This is a genomic window from Halorhabdus rudnickae (genome assembly GCF_900880625.1).
GTDB lineage: Archaea > Halobacteriota > Halobacteria > Halobacteriales > Haloarculaceae > Halorhabdus > Halorhabdus rudnickae.
Genome location: NZ_CAAHFB010000004.1, coordinates 1 through 18,379 on the forward strand (window position 1 = coordinate 1; position 18,379 = coordinate 18,379).

Sequence of the window (18,379 nt, forward strand, 5' to 3'; positions counted from 1 at the left end):
GCACGAGTTTTCTCTCCACTACGTCGAGGATACCGACGCTGACCACGACGAAGCCAGCTACTTCCGGCCCGTTGAAGATGTTCTCAGCTTCGACGGGCAAAACCGCTATCAGCAGGACATAGCCGCCAAGAGTGTCGTTTTGTCGTCGTCGATGCTAACAGTCAACCGCACGTCATCAGCGTCACTGACGACTGTCGCGTCGTCAGTGACTGCGTCGATCTCATTGAGGTCAGCTGCTGTCTCGTCCCAATCAGCGTTCACCGAAAGATCCAGCAAGGAGCGTGACTCCTCTGCAGTATCTTCGCCGAGCGTGGCTTGGACGGAGTGGTACGAACGGTCGTCGTCTTGACTGTGACACTTCGTGCCGTCAGGAATAACCGCATCAGCGTCTGTATCAGCGACACAGTCGGGAAGGAACTGCTTGAGCTTACTGCCGTACTTTCTCGCGCGGCGGTTGATAGTGGTCGGCGACGGCATCTCCGAGAGGATGCCGTCGCCGTGGTCAGCAGCATCACGATAGCTGAGCGAGGTAGCGAGATCGACACTCTTGGCGGCTATGTCCTGCTGATAGCGGTTTTGCCCGTCGAAGCTGAGAACATCTTCAACGGGCCGGAAGTAGCTGGCTTCGTCGTGGTCAGCGTCGGTATCCTCGACGTAGTGGAGAGAAAACTCGTGCTCACCGGCGGTTGTGACAGCTGTGCGAGTATCGGTTCCAGCTCGTTGGAATCGCTGATCACCATTGCCGTGAGCGTGTTTCTCGCCACAGAGCGCCTCGACGCGGCTCGCGTCGAGGCTCTCGACCAGTCCTTCGAGAAGAACTGACTCGACGTTCTGGTCAGTGATGAACTCAGCCAGCGCGGCCAGCGGTATCGTTTTGTCGTCGTCGATGCTAACAGTCAACCGCACGTCGATTGTGGCGTGCATGGGTCACCTCTCAGGTTGGACACCAGAGGCGACCCGTTCCTCACGGGAGCCAGTTGCTACTGAACTCTAGAGGACTTTGCGACACGACCAATCAATTGGACATCCTCCAGGCGATCGCCGAGGCTGACGACACGTACGGCGAGGTCGCAAAGGAGTTCCAGTCGATCGTTCTCGAAACTGAATACTTCGATGTCGACTACCGGACGGCGATCCGCAACCAGGCGCTCCAGACCCCAAGCGACGAACTCAGCCAGTTTCTGACGGACATGCTCTCGATCGTCAACTCCGGCGGGGACATGACGTCGTTCCTCGAGGATCAGAAGAACAAGTACATGCGCACGAGCAAGCAGGCCCAAGAGCGCATGCTCGAGACGCTGGAGTTGTTCGGCGAGATGTACATGACGCTGTCGCTGTTCCCCCTGCTTTTGATCATTATTCTCGTCGTGATGAGTATGATGGGCAACGCGAGCACCCAGCTGATGTACATCACCGTCTACGGGTTGATCCCGCTCATCAACGTCGCGTTCCTCGTGCTGGTCTCGACGGTCACGTCTGACGAGAGCGGCGACGGGTACCTCCGACCGGATTCGGACGAACGTGGCATCGTCGTCCAGGAAAACTCAGGCGTTCTCAACCTGCGACTGATCGAGGAGTACACGGGCGATCGAAGCGTCTTCGATCGGATCAAGAGTCGGGAAGGGTCCTACCAGGCAATGGATATTGTGCGTGCCCCGCACATTTTCTTCCGGAACAACCCACTGTACGTCCTCGCACTGACGATCCCGATGACGCTGATCGCGTTGTTACTCACGGTGCTTGCGGGCTGGGCACCGACCTCGATTGCGGATATGAAGGCGGCACCGCTACAGGGGACGTTCTTCTGGGTGTACGTGCCCGCCTATCTCAATTTCATTCCGCTCGCGATCTTCCACGAGTGGAACGTCCGGTATCGCAAGTCGGTCGTCGGGAAACTCTCCGAGAACTTGCGGAAACTCTCGAGTGCCAACGAGACGGGGATGACCTTACTCGAGTCGCTGCGGATCGTCGCCGACACGTCCTCGGGTCGGCTGGCCGATGAGTTCTCGATCATCTACCGGAAAGTCCAGTACGGAACGAGTCTGAAACAGGCACTCAGGGAGTTCAACAACAAGTATCACGTCCCGCGACTCAGCCGGACGGTGAAACTCATCAGTGACGCCCAAGAGGCCTCGAATCAGATTCAGGACGTCCTCTCGACGGCCGCTCAGGCCAGCGAGAACCAGGACGACATCGAACGCGACCGCAAGTCACGGACGCGGATGCAGGTCGTCATCATTGTCATGACGTTCCTCACGTTGCTCGGCGTCATCGCCATGTTGAAGGTGCAGTTCTTCGGGACGATGGCCGGGCTATCCGAACAGGCCTCAGGCGGGGAGTCCGTTAGTTCCGGGGGTTCGTTCGGGTCGAACATGCCCGGCGAGAACATGCTGTCGATGCTGTTCTTCCACGCCGTGACGCTGCAGGCGATCTTCTCGGCGGTGATCGCCGGCTACATCCGGAACGTCGACCTCATCTCCGGATTGAAGTTCGCGGTCGGCCTGCTAACGGTGTCGCTCGCGGTGTGGATCATCGCGGGGGGTTGAGCATGCGAGACATGCCAAAGTACGCGAGCCAGCAGACGGGCCACGGACCCCGAGGAGACCGCGGACAGACGTTACAGGACTACGTCCTCGGGATCAGCATCTTCATCGTCGGCATCTTCATCGTTCTCTCGATGTTCCCTGGGCTGCTCGGTCCGTTCCACTCCGACATTGGGCGCGACAAGCAGGCGACTGCTGACCGGGTCTCTTCGACCATCGTCTCGAACCTCTCGGTACCGGAACAGCCGAACCACCTCAACACGACGGCGACCAGGAACCTGTTCGCCCTCTCGACGTCGGACGTCAGGACGCGGTTCAACCTTTCGCGTCCGACGCAACTGAACGTCACGCTTGAAGCGCTCAACGGATCGGCACAGTTCGAAACCGTCGGCGACGGCATCACCCGGAATCAGACCGCAATATCCACTCGAATCGTGCACGTAAACGTCACGTCGGGCAACTGTGACCCGGCCTGCCGGATGGTCGTGAGGACGTGGTAACATGAGACGACAACAGACACACCGCACGGACGGGGGCTGTACGGATCGCGGACAGGCGTTTACTCTGGAGGGGTTGGTCGGTGCGTTGCTGATCCTGACCGCAGTGTGGTATGCTCTCCAGATCGTCGTCGTGATGCCCGAAACTGGTGGCGCAGTCGATTCGGAACTCCGCGAGAATATCCGCCAGCAGACTGACGACGCCTTGTTGATCGCCTCCCAAGCGGAGGACAACGATCTCTCGTCGCTCGTCCGGAACTGGTCCCAGAGTCGCCGGACGTTCTCCGGGGCGCTGAACCCGGACATCGGCTACGGCATGGCGGAAGTCCCAGGCTCACTCGGTACTCTGCTCCGTGAGGGTGTCACCGAGCGGGGGCGGCTGTACAACGTCGAGATGACGTATCTCAAATCCGGTCCGTCCAACGGGACTGGAACGGTCACGATCGCCTCGCAAGGATCACCATCGGGCGACGCCGTCGTGGCGTCCCAGCGTGTCGTGCTATACGACAATATGACACTGACTGGCCCTTCTGCCGGGACGGCTGAACTGTGGCAGTACGACACGCGCTCGACGACGAATCCGGTCCCCGGGAAAAGTGGGTACTATCCGGTTCCGAACGCTGTAGACGGGCCAGTGTACAATATCGTAGAAGTGCGGGTGATCGTATGGTGACCGGGCCACTCGGGGGCGAGCGATCGCTCCCGTCGGATCGTCGTGGCCAGTTGTTGCTCATTGGGGCGCTGGTCATCGCGCTGGTCGTCGTCGTCCTTGCGATGGTCGTCAACACTGTGTTGTTCACGGAGAACGCCGGGACCGAACGCGTCTCGGCCGAGGTCAATGGTGTCGACGCGTTCTCTTTCGAGGCCGGCAAGGCCACCCGATCGGTACTGCTGCGTGTCAACCACGAGGCCCACGATCGGTCCGTCGACCAACTCAACGAGAACGTCACGGAATCGATCGCCGGATACAACGAGGTGCTGGGTCGTTCCCACGCTATGTCCGGGACTGCGTACGTGAACGTCTCCTACAACACGACGTTCCACAACGGGACGCGACTCGTCCAGCCGAGCGACGGGAACTTCACGTCCCCTCATACGGCCCCTGGTACCAATTGGCCCGTCATATCGCCCAGTAACGAGACCGACGTTGGCTGGTTCCTCCTGAACGTCAATCTTCGGAACACGACTGCCGACCACGCGTGGATCAACACGTCCGGTAGTAGTGAGGGCCTCAACTTCCGGATGAATCGATCGGACGGCGGCGACGGGAACAACCTCTCGCTTGCCGTCTACAATTCGTCGACGAACCTAGACTCGGTAAACTGTACGTCGACCGGCGGTCGTATCCTTCTGGACCTCTATGAGGGTACAGGATCGAGCGAGAATTGTTCGTTCACCGGGATCGGGGAGTATCTCGATCCGAAGTACGACATATCCCTCGAGGGTGGTGACAACGTCGCCGGGAAGTACTCGATTGTCACAGACAGCACGTGGAACGCGAGTTTCACCTCTTTCGACCGCTGTCGAGCAACCAGCACGGTCCCGCTATGTCGATCGCCGGTCGTCTGGAACGGCTCGGTCGATCTCACGTATCAGTCCGCTACAGCCCAATATGCCCAACAGCGGAACGTTACCGTCTACGGAGAGGAAACATGACATCGAAACGTCGACAACGAACATCGTCCGCTACGGCGCCTGTACCGATGCATGCCACCAGATTATCTGACGATGATCGGGGAATATCCACGCCGGTCACTCACTCGCTGTCGATCGCGATTACGACGGTCCTGATCTTCGGGCTCATCTTCGCCGCGAACGCGTACCTCGAAGACAAGCGCGATGTCGGCGCCCGCCAGCAGGTCGAGTCCATCGGGGCCGAACTGGCGAGTCAACTGGAGGAGGCCGCACAGCTCGGTACCGACAGCCAGCAGGCGACGCTCCGCGTCAACCAACCGGCACAGGTGCTGTCGAATTCCTACGGCGTCTCTCTTGAGGACGCAAGCGCGTGTCGCGTAGCCGCCAGCGCCTGCCTGGTTGTTAAGGTCTCCCGTCCCGGTGGGAACCTCGTCCGTGAGTTCCCCGTCCAGAACGGTTCGAACGTACACGTCTCGATTGAGCGATTGGACTCGACGACGTTCACTCTGCGGGCCGTCCGGGTGGGCGGTGCTGCGACGCGATCGGACGTGGTTCCGATCGATCATACGCTACAGATGGGGGTCGGATCCAACGTCGCTCAGTCGGGGAGGGCGGCCATTAACCCACTCAATCGGCTGCCGATTGCCGAGTTCACGTTCGACCCAACATTCCCTGACAGCAGTGACAGTATCGAGTTCGATGCCTCGCCGAGTCGCGATCCGGACGGATCGATCACTGACTATTACTGGTACGTCGACGGGGCGAACGCTTCGTCCGGTCAGATCTACAATCGCACGAGCGGGCTGTCGCCCGGTACCCATCAGATCAAGCTCAGAACCGTCGACGACGAGGGTGGCGTCGGGAACAAGACCCGCACGATCTCCGTGTCCGGGCTGGTGTACAACGATGACATGGCGGAAGACAAATCTGGCTCGTGTCCGGATACCGGTCAGTGTCTTAGCTTTACCGTGACGAATGATTGGTCCTCGGAGGACGTTACCCTTTCGCACATCAGCATTGACCCTGAGCATGTTGACTCGATGGAAGCGAAAGACTCGCCTCCTTTCGGATTTCCTATCGATCGTCCTGAACTTAAGATTGATACAGGAAGCTTGCACGGGCAAGATGCAGAAATTGATTTCTCCAACAAGGAAGACGGTGTTATAATCCCTCTCGAAACTCCTATCACGATAAATTCCGGTGATACGGCTACCATCCGTATTCAGGGCCTGGAGGACGGAGAGGATCTATACCCGATAACGGTCGGTCTCCGGTACTGGAGCGACGATACGTCTTACCGGACGTTGATCACGGAGGGCCCCTGAGATGTCCGGGATATCGTCGTGGCCGGCTGACCGGGACAGTATGGCGGATCGACAGTGGCTCGGCCAAGACACTCGTGCCGTCTCGGAACTCGTCGGCTTCTCGCTGACGTTCGGGATCGTGCTCGTGTCGGTCACGCTCATCGCGACGCTCGGGTTCGGGCAACTCACTGACTTCCGGGACGCCCAGCAACTCGACAACGCGGAACAGGCGATGGAGATTGTCGGGGGGTCACTTGAGAGCATCGAGGAGGGTGACGCGGTGACTCGATCCGAAGCGATGGACCTCTCGGGCGGATCTATCGAAGTCGAGAAAGGATCGGTAGCGAACGTGACCGTCTTCAATTCGAGTGGTGGGCGACTCCATAGTGAGTTGCTCGATCTCAACGCACTCGTCTACTCACAGGGATCGACACGCATCTCCTACGAGAACGGGGCGACGTATCGCCAGGAGTCACAGGGTGGCGTCATGACCACCGAACCCAAGTTCGTTTGCAGTGACGATGTCGCTGTGCTGTCGTTCGTCACTCTCGAAGAACGGACCCAGGCCGGCAAGATCAGCGGAGGGGAGGTGTCGATCACCGCCAGCCATTCCGATACTCGACTCGTCTATCCGGTGAATCGGACGGGTGATAACGCCACTAACGCCGCGAACGTGACCGTAGAGATGACCTCGCCGCGCGAAGGACCGTGGACGGACCACTTCGACAACGCCGAGAACTGGAACGCTTCGGGGACGACGATCCAGTGTGGTGGGAGTCTCGAACGCGTCTACGTCCGACAGACGAACATCTCGGTCAGCCTGTCGAACTGATCGCGAACAAACGTTCGGGCCAACGGTGGTTGGCCCCGTCGCTACTCCTGCTCTAGTTCGATATTACTGATGGAGATGTCGACGACGTTGGCTGGTCGCATCTCATCGCTCTCCCCGATCGTATAGAGAACCAACATTTTATTGTCGCTGTTTTTCCCGTCGGGGAAATCATAGAGCACCAGCGCCTGGTTGCTGTCGAGGCTGAGTTGATCCGTCGTCGCGTTATAGAGCGACCGGTTGACGACGAGGTCGGTCAGATTCGCTTGCCAGTCGGCCGTCCTCGTGTTGCCGAGCATGGTGGTGAACGCCGTCGAGTTGGCGTTCGTGTAGACAGTGACATCGCTTCCCGAGACGGTCGTGTTCTTCGAGGGGTTCATCGTCTTACAGCGTGTCACCGGGTAGTTACTGCCGTTGGTAGTCTGTTTCTGTCCCGTCGTGACCCACTGGTCACAGCCGTACACCGTCGCGCTGAAGTTCACGTTTCCTCCGTCCGAGATAGAGAACGCGTGACTGAACGTTGAGGGCGCGGTTGGGTCGTTGACGTTCAGGAACGTCTTGTTCATCTTCGTCACGTTGGCGATGTTGGAGACGTTCCCGGTAATCTGGGGCGTCTGTATCGACCCGTTCGCTGAGATATTTGTCGAGAACGGCGTTCGTCCGATCTGCTGGGTACTGGAGACGCGCTTAGCGATCCGTTCGAACGCCTTTTCGAGCTCACTCGCGTTTTTGGCGTAGTAGTATTTCCCCCCGCCGTTTGTTGCTGTCTGGTTGAGGAATGCCTCGTTCAGATCACCGGCGTTGTCCGCGAATCCGATCGTATGTACCGTCGTCCTAGATCTGTTAGCCAGCGTGGCGATCCGTTCAGTTGCCGGGTCCGGGTCAGTGTATCTGGTATCTCCGACGTAGATCTCTTGAGTGCCTGTGTTCTTTCCGTCAGACAGCATAATGATGTACTTGTCCCGGGTTTCGTTCGACTCTAGGCTCAAAATTGAGTGCGCCCGTTTCATGCCGATCGCGGTGAACGTCCCTCCAGAATGTTTGGTTTTGTTTACTGTCGAATTGAATTTCGTCAGATTACCGCTCAATCTATAGTCATTCGTCCGATAGACGTTTGCAACAAACCTATTAGTCCATCCAGACGATATCTTTTTAAAGCCGACCAGACCGGCTCGGTCGTAGGCCGGAGTCAAATACGTCGTGAAGTTCTGCATCGCGCCCCGTGCGACTTGGTACTTGTCCTTGCTTGAGCCTGCCGCTGGATTTCCCATCGACCCTGACTCGTCGACCACAAACATCACGTCCACCGGATCGCGGGTCACGTTGCCAGATGCAGAGATGTTTCGCACCGTCCCGATATTGATATCGTCGGCCACCGGCTCGACGTAGACCGTGTAGTTGTTGCTGGCGTTTTTGCTGACGGCAATCCCGCTCTGGGAGACCGTCACGTTGCTCATGTAGCTCGCGTTCGTCAGGTTGACGACGTTGTTCACCGCGTCGTTGGTTTCGGGCGGCAGCGCACTTTGGGCGAGGAAGGCCGTCGTCGTCTCGTTATTTTCGTCGACAGTCAGAGAGGTATATCCGCCCGTGTCCTCTAGGTGTTCGGCCCAGCCCTCGTAGAGATTGCTCTTTATTTCGACCGTGACGTTGTCCGGGCGCTTGCAGTTCCCCTGGTACAGCGTTTGGATCGCGTTCCGGGTGTCCTGGTTCGATGTCGTCGCGTTCAATAGCGCTTCAGTACTCCCACCCGAGACACTGCCGGTCAGGTTCGTCAGAGAGAGATCGACGTGACCATTCTGGATGCTGAGCGTCGGCGGGGTGACCGCGACCACGCCCCCCTCACTCGACTGTCGCCAGACACCACCGGCCTCGTAGACCAGGGTATCGTCCGTCTCTGTCTCGATACGGATCGAATCCAGAGACGTGTTCACCGAACAGGTACTATTCTTGTTGATAGTGACGTTTATATGGCCTTTGTTTGCCACTAGTTCCGGCTCGTTGTGAGTCTGCTGTTCGTTCTCGAGGAGTCGAAACTCGGTCGCGGCCGATCCGCCGGAGGCCGCGAGTGATGTAAGGCGCGCATCGACTTCTTCCATGGCGAATTCCGACGTTTCGTCCACCTGTTGATCCTGACTGTCGTTCATCAACGGTGTTGCGAATACCATGATCGCCAGTGCCCCGGCGATAACGATTCCAACTAACAACACGTACCCTACCAACTCCGAGACGCCCCTGTCGGTGCCGGCAACCGCAGTCAATCCCCTGGATCTCATCGTTACTAGTCCTATCTTTTCCGTGATACGGTATAAATGTATTCCGGAGGGTGTGTTTCATCTGGCGTTCGGCTGTCTCCTCCTCGGTAACGCTATTTTCATGTACTGGTCTGAAACGGCTCCTGGTGAAAGATAAGCACGGGTACTGACCAAGAGATTCACGCCCTTCGGTCGTGAAACCAACCGGCTTGTGAACGGTTCTATGACACCCTAGTATTCCGACTATTTCTCCGCCGAAACGATGTCTTGACGGTCGCGAACGTCGGACGGCAATATCGCTGCTGGCAGTGTTCTTCTTTGTGCTGGCATGATCGAGGCGGACGCAATCGGGTGTGTTGATCGAATATGTCCTTCGGTGATCGAACTCAGTCTGCGAGCTGGGACGTCCGAGTCGCATACGTTCGTGTGAGGTCGACTAGAGCCCCGCGAAACTCGCTTTCGGACGGGTCACGGTCGAGTGACCGAAATCGGCGACGAAACTCGTCAACTCCGAGATGGGGCGCGTCGGTGGCGGCGGCGTGGGCAAGATCGTACAGCCGGTGGCCGGTCTCGACGAGGTCGTGTCGCTCGACCAGTGCCAGCGCGAACGCGGCATTGACCGCCGTAATATCCGGGTCGGCCCCACCCGTGATGCGGTCCCAGCCTATCGGGTCGTCGGGACGATCTGCCACCGCAGCGGCGAGACTGGCCTCCAGGAAGTCCACCAGCTTGGCGGCGGGCGCAAGGTCCATCCAGACGTCGTCCGCGTAGACGTCGCGGGCGTGATTAGCGATCTGGTAACACTGTGCGACCGTCCGGCGCTCGACGCTCCGTCCGGAGAGTGCCAGAAAAATCGCCTCTTCTGTTGGGAGTGTATGTGAGGGATGGCCTTCTTCAGTGTGATGCATATGCGCGAACTCGTGGAGTGCAAACTCCCGTGCCATCGCGCTGGTGGCCACCCGCCGGGAGACGACCAGCGTGTGGCGGTCGTCGTCGTGACTGACACGGGTTCGCTCGTCCGGATCGCGCCGGATCTCGACAGTTACCGGACGATCGAGGTCGTATTCGGTCTCGAAGAGGTCTCGCGCCCCGAGAAACGGTGCGGCCGGGCCGGAACCGCCGACCTGCAACTCCATGTGGGTTATTCACAATCGATTGTAGCGTATGACTCTTGGGGTCCCGGCGGTTCTCCCTCTGGCCGTTCGGTCCCGGCTCGGACGTCAACAACGAACACCGATCAGTGACGCTCTGAGACGCTGCTCTCTCGTGTGTAACTGCCACGCTCACGGCGAAACACCTTCAGTTCACTCGCTTTGCCCGTTCGCTGACGAGCGTCCGCGTTCGTGCGCCTGAGTGGCGCACTCACGCGGAAACACCGAAAGATCGCTCCTCTCCAGTCGCTCTCTTTCCAGCCTCGCCGTTCGAGTGCGAATGGCACGCTCACGGCGAAACACTACCCTTTTACCGCGCCTGCCGGTAGAATCGCATATCATGGGCCGACGCAAGAAGATCGTACAGGAGTGTGAGACACTGATGGACAAGCCGGAGAACATCCGGAACATCGCCATCGCTGCTCACGTCGATCACGGGAAGACGACGCTGACTGACAACCTTCTGGCCGGCGCGGGTATGATCTCCGACGAGACTGCCGGGGAGCAACTCGCCATGGACACGGAGGAAGACGAACAGGAACGTGGGATCACCATCGACGCGGCGAACGTCTCGATGACTCACGAATACGAGGGGACCAACCACCTCATCAACCTTATCGACACACCGGGCCACGTCGACTTCGGCGGGGACGTTACTCGCGCGATGCGAGCCGTCGACGGCGCCTTGGTGGTCGTCGACGCCGTCGAGGGCGCGATGCCCCAGACCGAGACCGTCCTCCGACAGGCGCTACGGGAGGGCGTCAAGCCCACGCTGTTCATCAACAAAGTCGACCGCCTCATCTCCGAGCTTCAGGAAGGGGCCGAGGAGATGCAAGAGCGACTCCTAGGCGTCATTCAGGACGTCAACGAGCTCATCCGCGGGATGACTGAGGAGATGGACGACATCGAGGACGACTGGACAGTCTCCGTCGAGGAGGGGACCGTCGGCTTCGGGTCGGCACTGTACAAGTGGGGCGTCTCGATGCCCTCGATGCAGCGCACCGGGATGGACTTCGGCGAGATCATGGAACTTGAGCGCAACGACAACCGCCAGGAACTTCACGAGCGGACGCCCCTGGCGGATGTCGTCCTCGACATGGTATGTGAGCACTTCCCGAACCCTATCGACGCCCAGCCCCGTCGTATTCCCCGCATCTGGCGTGGCGACGCCGATAGCGAGGTCGCCGAGCAGATGCAACTGGTCGACGAGGACGGCGACGTTGTCCTGATGGTCACCGACATCGGCGTCGACCCCCATGCCGGCGAGGTCGCGGCGGGTCGTGTCTTCTCCGGCACCATCGAGGAGGGTCAAGAACTGTACGTCTCCGGGACGGCAGGCAAGAACCGTGTCCAGAGCGTCGGGGTCTACATGGGGGGCGAGCGCGAGGAAGTTGAGGAGGTCCCGGCTGGCAATATCGCTGCCGTCACTGGCCTGAAAGACGCCATTGCGGGCTCGACGGTTTCGAGCCTCGAGATGACGCCATTCGAGTCGATCGAGCACATCTCCGAGCCGGTCATCACCAAGAGCGTCGAGGCCCAGCGCATGGACGACCTGCCCAAACTCATCGAGACGCTCCAGCAGGTCTCCAAAGAGGACCCGACCATCGAGATCGAGATCAACGAAGACACCGGCGAGCACCTCATCTCCGGGCAGGGCGAACTCCACCTTGAAGTCGTCACCCAGCGCATCGAGCGCAACCAGGGTATCCCGATCACGACCGGCGAACCGATCGTCGTCTTCCGGGAGGCTCCCCAGGAGTCCAGCCGCGAGGTCGAAGGGATCTCGCCGAACCGTCACAACCGCTTCTACATCACGGTCGAACCCCTCGAAGAGGACATCGTCGACGCGATCCAGCTCGGCGAGGCCTCCATGGACATGCCCGAACTCGAGCGCCGTGAAGCGCTCCAGGAAGCTGGCATGGACAAGGACACGTCCCAGAACGTCGAGCACATCCACGGGACGAACGTCATCATCGACGACACGAAGGGGATCCAGCACTTGAACGAGACGATGGAACTCGTTCTCGAAGGGTTCGAGGAAGCGCTCAACGACGGTCCGCTCGCAGCTGAGCCGGTCCAGGGTTCGCTCATTCGGCTCCACGACGCCCGGCTCCACGAGGACGCCATCCACCGCGGCCCGGCGCAGGTCATCCCCGCCGTTCGCCAGGCGCTGCACAACGCCTTGATCGACGGCGAGATCCGCCTGCTCGAACCGATTCAGGATGTCCGTATCGACGTCCCCAACGAGCACATGGGCGCCGCGAGTGGCGAGGTCCAGGGCCGGCGTGGCCGCGTCGACGACATGTACCAGGAAGGCGACCTGATGGTCGTCGAGGGCATCGCGCCCGTCGAGGAGATGATCGGTTTCTCCTCGGACATCCGGAGCGCAACCGAGGGGCGTGCCTCCTGGAACACCGAGAACGCCGGCTTCCGCGTCATGGCCGACAACCTCCAGCCCGAGAAGATCACCGAGATTCGCGAGCGCAAGGGCATGAAGACCGAGCTGCCCGAAGCGATCGATTACTTCTAGAGACCACCTTTTTACTTCAGAGGGTCGCCGACGGCGACCCTCTTCGCAAAAAGCTGGACCAAAAACATCTGCGAGCGAGTCACTGACTCGCTCGCAGTGTTCTCGTGAGCGAAGCGAGGGCGACCAACGGGAGCCCTCGATGCGGAGCGGGGAGCGAAGCGACCCGTGGAGCGACAGCGAACGAGAGCCCGTCAGAGCTCTGCTCTGACGGTGAAACGACGGCGCAAGCGCCGTCGTACGCTCGACGACAGCCATCTCGTTCACTACGCTGAAAGCCGATATTAGTCTCGCTCCTGTCTCGACTGTTTACGCCGGTAGATATATTTCATCGGGACTCGTGTTCCGTATGGCATGGAGTATACGACACTCGGTTCGACCGGCATGGAGGTTTCAAAGATCGCGTTGGGTTGTATGAGCTTTGGGGGCGGGGACGACTGGATGCTGGACGAGGAGGAAGGGCGGGAACTCGTAGAGCGGGCGATCGACCTGGGGATCAACTTCTTCGATACCGCAAACGTCTACTCTTCGGGCGAGAGCGAGAAGATCCTGGGCGACGTACTCGCAGATTACGACCGTGACGAGCAGGTCGTCGCCACCAAGGTTTACGGCGAGATGGACGAGGACAACCCCAACGCCCAGGGCCTCTCCCGGAAGGCGATCGAACAGGAACTCTCGAATAGTCTCGATCGCCTCGGCATGGAGACGGTCGATCTCTACCAGATCCACCGCTGGGATTACGACACCCCTATCGAGACCACCCTGCGGGCGCTTGACGATGCCGTCCGCCGCGGGAAGGTCCGTCACATCGGCGCTTCGTCGATGTGGGCTCACCAGTTCCAGGAGGCGCTGCACGTCAGCGACCGGGCGGGACTTGCCCGGTTCGAGACGATGCAGAACCTCTATCATCTGACGTATCGCGAGGAGGAACGCGAGATGTACCCCGTCTGTGACAAGGAGAACGTCGGTGTCCTGCCGTGGTCGCCGCTGGCGGCGGGCTATCTCACCCGTCCCCACGACGAGTTCATGACGACGACGCGTGCGGAACACGAAGTCGATTACGGGACGCCGTACCACGAGGGGCCGGGCAGCGAGGAGATCAACGGCCGCGTCGAAGAACTTGCCGACGACTACGGTGTGACGATGGCCCAGATCGCGCTGGCCTGGCACTTCCAGAACGACAACGTCGACGCGCCGATCGTCGGGACGTCGAGCATCGAACACCTGGAGGAGGCCGTCGAGGCGCTCGACGTCGATCTCAGCGAATCCGATGTCGAATATCTCGAAGAACCCTACGCGCCCGTCGACGTGTTCGGTCACGAGTGAGTCATCGACCGATTTCGACCCGATCACAGCAGCGAGCGTACTTTCGCGGCGATCGACCCCGTCATCGAGCACTGTTTGTCGAAAAACCGTGCCCGGGAGCGCCGCCAAAAATACAGCCCGATCGTCCCGAGGTTCAGGAACGGGAGCGCGGCAAACAGCGCCCAGTAGGCCGGTCCGCCGTCCCAGTCACTGTGCGTCCGGACGTACCAGGCGTCTTTGTAGACGAGAGCGGGCAGCATGGCGTACGTCGCTAGGGCCCACAGCGGAAGCGGACACCGTGGCTGCGTCCGGGACGAGCGACAGAATGCCGACGAACGTGGCGACGATGCCCATCCCGACGAGTATGCCCGGGCGGCGATCGCTCCCCCGGGGCGTCTCCTCGGGCGTGACGATCACGGTGTGGACGCCTTGCCGTTCGACCAGGACTGTTTCGCCGTAGAGACCACGTAACTCGACGTCGAGTGCGTCCAGTAATCTGGTCAGCCCTGTCTCACGGTCGCCCCCAGGCAAGGCGAGGTAGGCGGTCGCCGTCTCCGTGCCGAAGTCCAGCGTCAGCGCGATCGCCTGTGCCGGATCACCCTCGAGCGGATACGTCTCGGGGATCTCTCCTTCGTCGACCTGCTCCGCGTCGGTGACTATCGCACGGCGCGGTTCACCTGACGCTCCGCCGGGTGGTCGGTCGAAGTCCTCGTCTAGCTCGTAGAACCTCGCGATGGCCTCGTCAGCGTCCAACCGGTTCCTCGCGGCGTCCGTCGAGGCGTCGGCTTCGTTTCGTTCGGTGTCGATCTCGTCAACGGTTGCAGGCGAACCGGACTCGCCGCTGTCGACGGTTTCCGACGGCTGCTCGACGGTCCGTTCGTCCTCGGCCACACCATTTCATGCGCTGTCATGTCTGTAAACTCTGCCGATGTCTGCGTACGGCAGCACCTGCTTTGTCCCGAGGAGTCACGTTCAGGGGATTCTTATACTAGCCCACCCGTGGATTGGATACGATGTACGCGCCCAGACACGCGTCTTCGCTAGTCGAGGTGAGTGTTCTATGAGCGATCCCCAGGACGAAGTCCGGGCGTACACAGTTCGGCTCGAACTCGTCGACGAACCCGGGGAACTCCTCCGGGCCCTCGAACCGATCGCCGAGAATGGTGGAAACCTCTTGAGTATCTATCATGAACGCGGTAACATGACCCCACGTGGTCATATTCCCGTAGAGGTCGACCTGGAGGCGACGCCCGACCGCTTCGACGGGATCGTCGAGGCACTGCGGGAGGCCGGCGTCAACGTGATCGAGGCTGGCCAGGAACGGTACAGCGAGGAGGTGACAGTCTTGCTCGTAGGCCACCTCGTCGACACGGACCTGTCGGATACGCTCTCGGCACTCCGTGCCGAGAACGGAGCCGTCACTGATCTTTCGCTGTCCGCCCCGGAAGGCGTCGAAGACGTTTCCAGCGCCCGATTGCGCCTCAAGACCGAACAGGGTGCCGTCGAGGATACCCTCGCTGCGGTTCGGTCGGTGGCCGAACAGAAGGATCTGCGCGTCGTCGAACCTCTTGCCCCCGGGGGTGAGGCCTGATGGATCTCGCCATCATGGGAACGGGGACAGTCGGGACTTCCGTCGCCGAACTCGCAAGCGCATACGGGCATCGCGTCACCGCCATGGCTAACGTCGACGCCGCAGCGATCGATCCCGACGGGCTGGACACTGCGGCGGCCCTCGAACGACAGCGAACCGCGGGTGAGGCCCATCTCGGTGAGGAGGACCCCGAGGACGCCTTGACTGCCGAGTACGACGCCCTGATCGAAGTGACGCCGGTGACGTTGGACGACGCCGAACCTGGCTTCAGTCACGTCGAGGCTGCCCTCGAACAGGACCGACACGTCGTCTTGGCCAACAAGGGACCGATGGCCGAACGCTACGCTGACGTCCGCGCGCTGGAGCGAGAGAGCGACGGTGAGGTCCGTTTCGAGGCTACCGTCGGTGGAGCGATCCCGGTCCTCTCGACGATCGAAGACTACGATCCGGGGACGGTCACGGCCGCCAGGGGCATCCTCAACGGGACCGCGAACTTCATCCTCTCGCGGATGGCTGCCGAGGGCCTGGGCTACGAGCACGTCCTCGCTGAGGCTCAGGATCTCGGCGTCGCCGAGACCGACCCCTCCTTCGACGTCGAGGGAACCGACGCCGCACTGAAGTGCGTGATCCTGGCGAACGTCCTCGCGGAGGGCGAGCGGACCTACTCCCTCGAGGATGCGACTGTCGAGGGGATCAAAGACGTCCCGGGCAGTGCGCTCGAACTCGCCCGCGAAGATGGCCGGACGATCCGGCTGATCGGCGAAGTCGTCGACGGCGAGGTTCGCGTCGGGCCGCGGCTCGTGCCCGAGCATAGCGAACTCGCGGTGACGGGCACGACGAACATCGTCCAGCTGGAAACGGCGAACGCCGGCCGACTCAACCTCTCGGGCCGCGGTGCGGGCGGTCCCGAGACTGCGTCGGCAATCCTCGCCGACGTCGGTCGGCTCGGGTAAACCGAACGGGTCCGCTCCCGCGGCGGCTTACTGACGTCCCATCGCGGTCGTGTCATGCGTTCCCAGATCGCCATACGAAACCGCGATCGTACGAACGGCGTATCGAAACCGTTTTAATTACTTCTGCCGAACGATTCCGATACAGCGCCTCTGCGCGTGAGATTCCAATGAGTGAGGACAAACCGCACCAGAACCTCGCCATCATCGGACACGTCGACCACGGGAAGTCCACTCTCGTCGGGCGACTTCTGTTCGAAACTGGCAGCGTTCCGGAGCACGTCATCGAGCAGCACCGAGAGGAAGCCGAAGAGAAGGGCAAGGGCGGCTTCGAGTTCGCCTACGTGATGGACAACCTCGCCGAGGAGCGCGAGCGCGGGGTCACCATCGACATCGCCCACCAGGAGTTCGACACCGACGAGTACTACTTCACCATCGTCGACTGTCCGGGCCACCGTGACTTCGTGAAGAACATGATCACGGGCGCGTCCCAGGCCGACAACGCCGTGCTCGTGGTCGCCGCGGACGACGGCGTCCAGCCCCAGACCCAGGAGCACGTCTTCCTGGCTCGTACCCTGGGTATCGACGAGCTCATCGTCGCCGTCAACAAGATGGACCTCGTCGACTACGAGGAGTCCCGGTATCGGGAGGCCGTCGAGGAAGTCAAGGACTTGCTCAAGCAGGTCCAGTTCAACACCGAGGACGCCAGCTTCATCCCGTCGTCCGCCTTCGAGGGCGACAACGTCGAACACACCAGCGACAACATGCCTTGGTACGATGGGCCGACCATCCTCGAGGCACTCAACGACCTGCCGGTACCGGAGCCGCCGACGGACGCGCCGCTTCGGCTGCCGATCCAGGACGTTTACACCATCTCCGGTATCGGGACAGTCCCCGTCGGTCGGATCGAGACCGGTGAGATGTTCCCCGGTGACGACGTCGTCTTCCAGCCAAGCGACGTCGGTGGCGAGGTCAAGACCGTCGAGATGCACCACGAGGAAGTCGACAGCGCGGGCCCCGGCGACAACGTCGGGTTCAACGTCCGCGGCGTCGGCAAGGACGACATTCGCCGTGGTGACGTCTGTGGCCCCGCCGACCATCCGCCGACGGTCGCCGACACCTTCCAGGCCCAGATCGTCGTCATGCAGCACCCGAGCGTGATTACGGCCGGGTACACGCCGGTCTTCCACGCCCACACGGCACAGGTCGCCTGTACGATCGAGTCCATCGACGCGAAGATCGATCCCTCTTCCGGCGAGGTCGCCGAAGAGAACCCTGACTTCATCCAGTCGGGCGACGCCGCGAAGGTCACTGTTCGACCACAGAAACCCCTCAGCATCGAGCCGGCCAGCGAGATCCCCGAGCTGGGGAGCTTCGCCATCCGAGACATGGGCCAGACCATCGCTGCCGGACAGGTCCTTGACGTCGACGAGCGCGAATAATGCAGCAAGCACGCGTCCGTCTGGCGGGCACGAGTCCGAAAGACCTCGACGCCATCTGCGATGAGGTCGGTGAGATTGCCAACAAGACTGGGGTCGAGCTCTCCGGTCCGGTGCCGCTCCCGACCAAGACGCTGGAAGTCCCAGCCCGGAAGTCTCCCGACGGTGAGGGGACCGCCACATGGGAGCACTGGGAGATGCGTGTCCACAAGCGGCTGATCGACATCGACGCCGACGAACGCGCGCTCCGCCAGCTCATGCGCATCCAGGTGCCCAACGACGTCTCCATCGAGATCGTCCTCGAGGACTGACCACGCACTCGGATCGTCGGATTCAACTGTCTCGACCTATCTACG

The 18,379-nt window shown here is 60.8% G+C and carries 15 protein-coding genes and 3 pseudogenes; 13 read left to right on the top strand and 5 right to left on the bottom strand.

Going from position 1 to position 18,379, the window contains the following annotated elements:
- Positions 1-154, top strand: a pseudogene (locus tag BN2694_RS12205) (ISH6 family transposase); the annotation flags it as partial.
- Here BN2694_RS12205 and BN2694_RS12210 read toward each other — a convergent pair.
- Positions 145-924 (bottom strand): annotated as a pseudogene (locus tag BN2694_RS12210) (ISH6 family transposase); the annotation flags it as partial. The pseudogenes BN2694_RS12205 and BN2694_RS12210 sit on opposite strands and share 10 nt — an antisense overlap.
- 89 nt (positions 925-1,013) lie before the next feature.
- On the opposite strand from BN2694_RS12210, the pseudogene BN2694_RS12215 reads away from it, so the two are divergent.
- The 6 genes and pseudogenes from BN2694_RS12215 to BN2694_RS12240 all read left to right on the top strand — a co-directional run.
- Positions 1,014-2,546, top strand: a pseudogene (locus BN2694_RS12215) (type II secretion system F family protein); the annotation flags it as partial.
- Between the two features lie 2 nt (positions 2,547-2,548).
- Positions 2,549-3,043, top strand: a complete 495-nt coding sequence (locus tag BN2694_RS12220) for a DUF7287 family protein (protein WP_135665897.1) — start codon at positions 2,549-2,551, stop codon at positions 3,041-3,043.
- A gap of 1 nt (position 3,044) precedes the next feature.
- Entirely contained in the window at positions 3,045-3,713 is a 669-nt protein-coding gene (locus tag BN2694_RS12225) for a DUF7288 family protein (protein ID WP_135665899.1), read from the top strand.
- Positions 3,707-4,696, top strand: a complete 990-nt coding sequence (locus BN2694_RS12230; protein WP_135665901.1) for a DUF7261 family protein — start codon at positions 3,707-3,709, stop codon at positions 4,694-4,696. Before BN2694_RS12225 ends, BN2694_RS12230 begins: the two co-directional genes overlap by 7 nt.
- Before the next feature lie 47 nt (positions 4,697-4,743).
- Positions 4,744-6,000 (top strand): PKD domain-containing protein, encoded by a 1,257-nt coding sequence (locus BN2694_RS12235; RefSeq protein ID WP_135665903.1) that lies wholly within the window; start codon positions 4,744-4,746, stop codon positions 5,998-6,000.
- A 1-nt stretch (position 6,001) separates the two neighbouring features.
- On the top strand, positions 6,002-6,811 hold the full coding sequence (locus BN2694_RS12240; RefSeq protein ID WP_135665905.1) for a DUF7289 family protein: 810 nt from the start codon (positions 6,002-6,004) through the stop codon (positions 6,809-6,811).
- Between the two features lie 41 nt (positions 6,812-6,852).
- On the opposite strand, the gene BN2694_RS12245 is transcribed toward BN2694_RS12240, so the two are convergent.
- Entirely contained in the window at positions 6,853-9,081 is a 2,229-nt protein-coding gene (locus tag BN2694_RS12245; RefSeq protein ID WP_135665907.1) for a vWA domain-containing protein, read from the bottom strand.
- A 365-nt stretch (positions 9,082-9,446) separates the two neighbouring features.
- Complete coding sequence (locus BN2694_RS12250) at positions 9,447-10,196, bottom strand: DUF5781 family protein (protein WP_135665909.1); 750 nt, start codon at positions 10,194-10,196, stop codon at positions 9,447-9,449.
- Between the two features lie 355 nt (positions 10,197-10,551).
- Here BN2694_RS12250 and BN2694_RS12255 point away from each other — a divergent pair, with 355 nt between their 5' ends.
- A complete protein-coding gene (locus tag BN2694_RS12255; RefSeq protein WP_135665911.1) occupies positions 10,552-12,741 on the top strand; it encodes an elongation factor EF-2 in 2,190 nt (729 codons plus the stop codon).
- A 351-nt stretch (positions 12,742-13,092) separates the two neighbouring features.
- Positions 13,093-14,064, top strand: a complete 972-nt coding sequence (locus BN2694_RS12260) for an aldo/keto reductase (protein ID WP_135665913.1) — start codon at positions 13,093-13,095, stop codon at positions 14,062-14,064.
- Between the two features lie 23 nt (positions 14,065-14,087).
- Here the strand turns inward: BN2694_RS12260 and BN2694_RS12265 are convergent, their stop codons facing one another.
- On the bottom strand, positions 14,088-14,303 hold the full coding sequence (locus tag BN2694_RS12265) for a hypothetical protein (RefSeq protein WP_135665915.1): 216 nt from the start codon (positions 14,301-14,303) through the stop codon (positions 14,088-14,090).
- Positions 14,251-14,934 carry a hypothetical protein gene (locus tag BN2694_RS12270; RefSeq protein WP_135665917.1) on the bottom strand — a complete coding sequence of 228 codons (684 nt, stop codon included), beginning with the start codon at positions 14,932-14,934 and terminating at the stop codon, positions 14,251-14,253. Before BN2694_RS12270 ends, BN2694_RS12265 begins: the two co-directional genes overlap by 53 nt.
- Positions 14,935-15,103: 169 nt before the next feature.
- On the opposite strand from BN2694_RS12270, the gene BN2694_RS12275 reads away from it, so the two are divergent.
- The 4 genes from BN2694_RS12275 to rpsJ all read left to right on the top strand — a co-directional run bounded on the left by BN2694_RS12275 (position 15,104) and on the right by rpsJ (position 18,334).
- Positions 15,104-15,634 carry an amino acid-binding protein gene (locus tag BN2694_RS12275; protein WP_135665919.1) on the top strand — a complete coding sequence of 177 codons (531 nt, stop codon included), beginning with the start codon at positions 15,104-15,106 and terminating at the stop codon, positions 15,632-15,634.
- Positions 15,634-16,587 carry a homoserine dehydrogenase gene (locus tag BN2694_RS12280; RefSeq protein WP_135665921.1) on the top strand — a complete coding sequence of 318 codons (954 nt, stop codon included), beginning with the start codon at positions 15,634-15,636 and terminating at the stop codon, positions 16,585-16,587. Before BN2694_RS12275 ends, BN2694_RS12280 begins: the two co-directional genes overlap by 1 nt.
- A 167-nt stretch (positions 16,588-16,754) precedes the next feature.
- The gene (gene tuf, locus BN2694_RS12285) at positions 16,755-18,026 is read left to right on the top strand and encodes a translation elongation factor EF-1 subunit alpha (protein WP_135665923.1); all 1,272 of its coding nucleotides are present in this window, start codon (positions 16,755-16,757) and stop codon (positions 18,024-18,026) included.
- Positions 18,023-18,334 (top strand): 30S ribosomal protein S10, encoded by a 312-nt coding sequence (gene rpsJ, locus BN2694_RS12290; protein WP_210408978.1) that lies wholly within the window; start codon positions 18,023-18,025, stop codon positions 18,332-18,334. The genes tuf and rpsJ overlap by 4 nt, the downstream gene beginning before the upstream one ends.
- Positions 18,335-18,379 lie beyond the last annotated feature (45 nt).

Bases quoted from the DNA above. Each gene is read 5' to 3' on its own strand.
- BN2694_RS12220 (WP_135665897.1), top strand. From the start codon at position 2,549: ATGCGAGACATGCCAAAGTACGCGAGCCAGCAGACGGGCCACGGACCC.
- BN2694_RS12225 (WP_135665899.1), top strand. From the start codon at position 3,045: ATGAGACGACAACAGACACACCGCACGGACGGGGGCTGTACGGATCGC.
- BN2694_RS12230 (WP_135665901.1), top strand. From the start codon at position 3,707: ATGGTGACCGGGCCACTCGGGGGCGAGCGATCGCTCCCGTCGGATCGT.
- BN2694_RS12235 (WP_135665903.1), top strand. From the start codon at position 4,744: ATGCATGCCACCAGATTATCTGACGATGATCGGGGAATATCCACGCCG.
- BN2694_RS12240 (WP_135665905.1), top strand. From the start codon at position 6,002: ATGTCCGGGATATCGTCGTGGCCGGCTGACCGGGACAGTATGGCGGAT.
- BN2694_RS12245 (WP_135665907.1), bottom strand. From the start codon at position 9,081: ATGAGATCCAGGGGATTGACTGCGGTTGCCGGCACCGACAGGGGCGTC.
- BN2694_RS12250 (WP_135665909.1), bottom strand. From the start codon at position 10,196: ATGGAGTTGCAGGTCGGCGGTTCCGGCCCGGCCGCACCGTTTCTCGGG.
- BN2694_RS12255 (WP_135665911.1), top strand. From the start codon at position 10,552: ATGGGCCGACGCAAGAAGATCGTACAGGAGTGTGAGACACTGATGGAC.
- BN2694_RS12260 (WP_135665913.1), top strand. From the start codon at position 13,093: ATGGAGTATACGACACTCGGTTCGACCGGCATGGAGGTTTCAAAGATC.
- BN2694_RS12265 (WP_135665915.1), bottom strand. From the start codon at position 14,303: ATGCTGCCCGCTCTCGTCTACAAAGACGCCTGGTACGTCCGGACGCAC.
- BN2694_RS12275 (WP_135665919.1), top strand. From the start codon at position 15,104: ATGAGCGATCCCCAGGACGAAGTCCGGGCGTACACAGTTCGGCTCGAA.
- BN2694_RS12280 (WP_135665921.1), top strand. From the start codon at position 15,634: ATGGATCTCGCCATCATGGGAACGGGGACAGTCGGGACTTCCGTCGCC.
- tuf (WP_135665923.1), top strand. From the start codon at position 16,755: ATGAGTGAGGACAAACCGCACCAGAACCTCGCCATCATCGGACACGTC.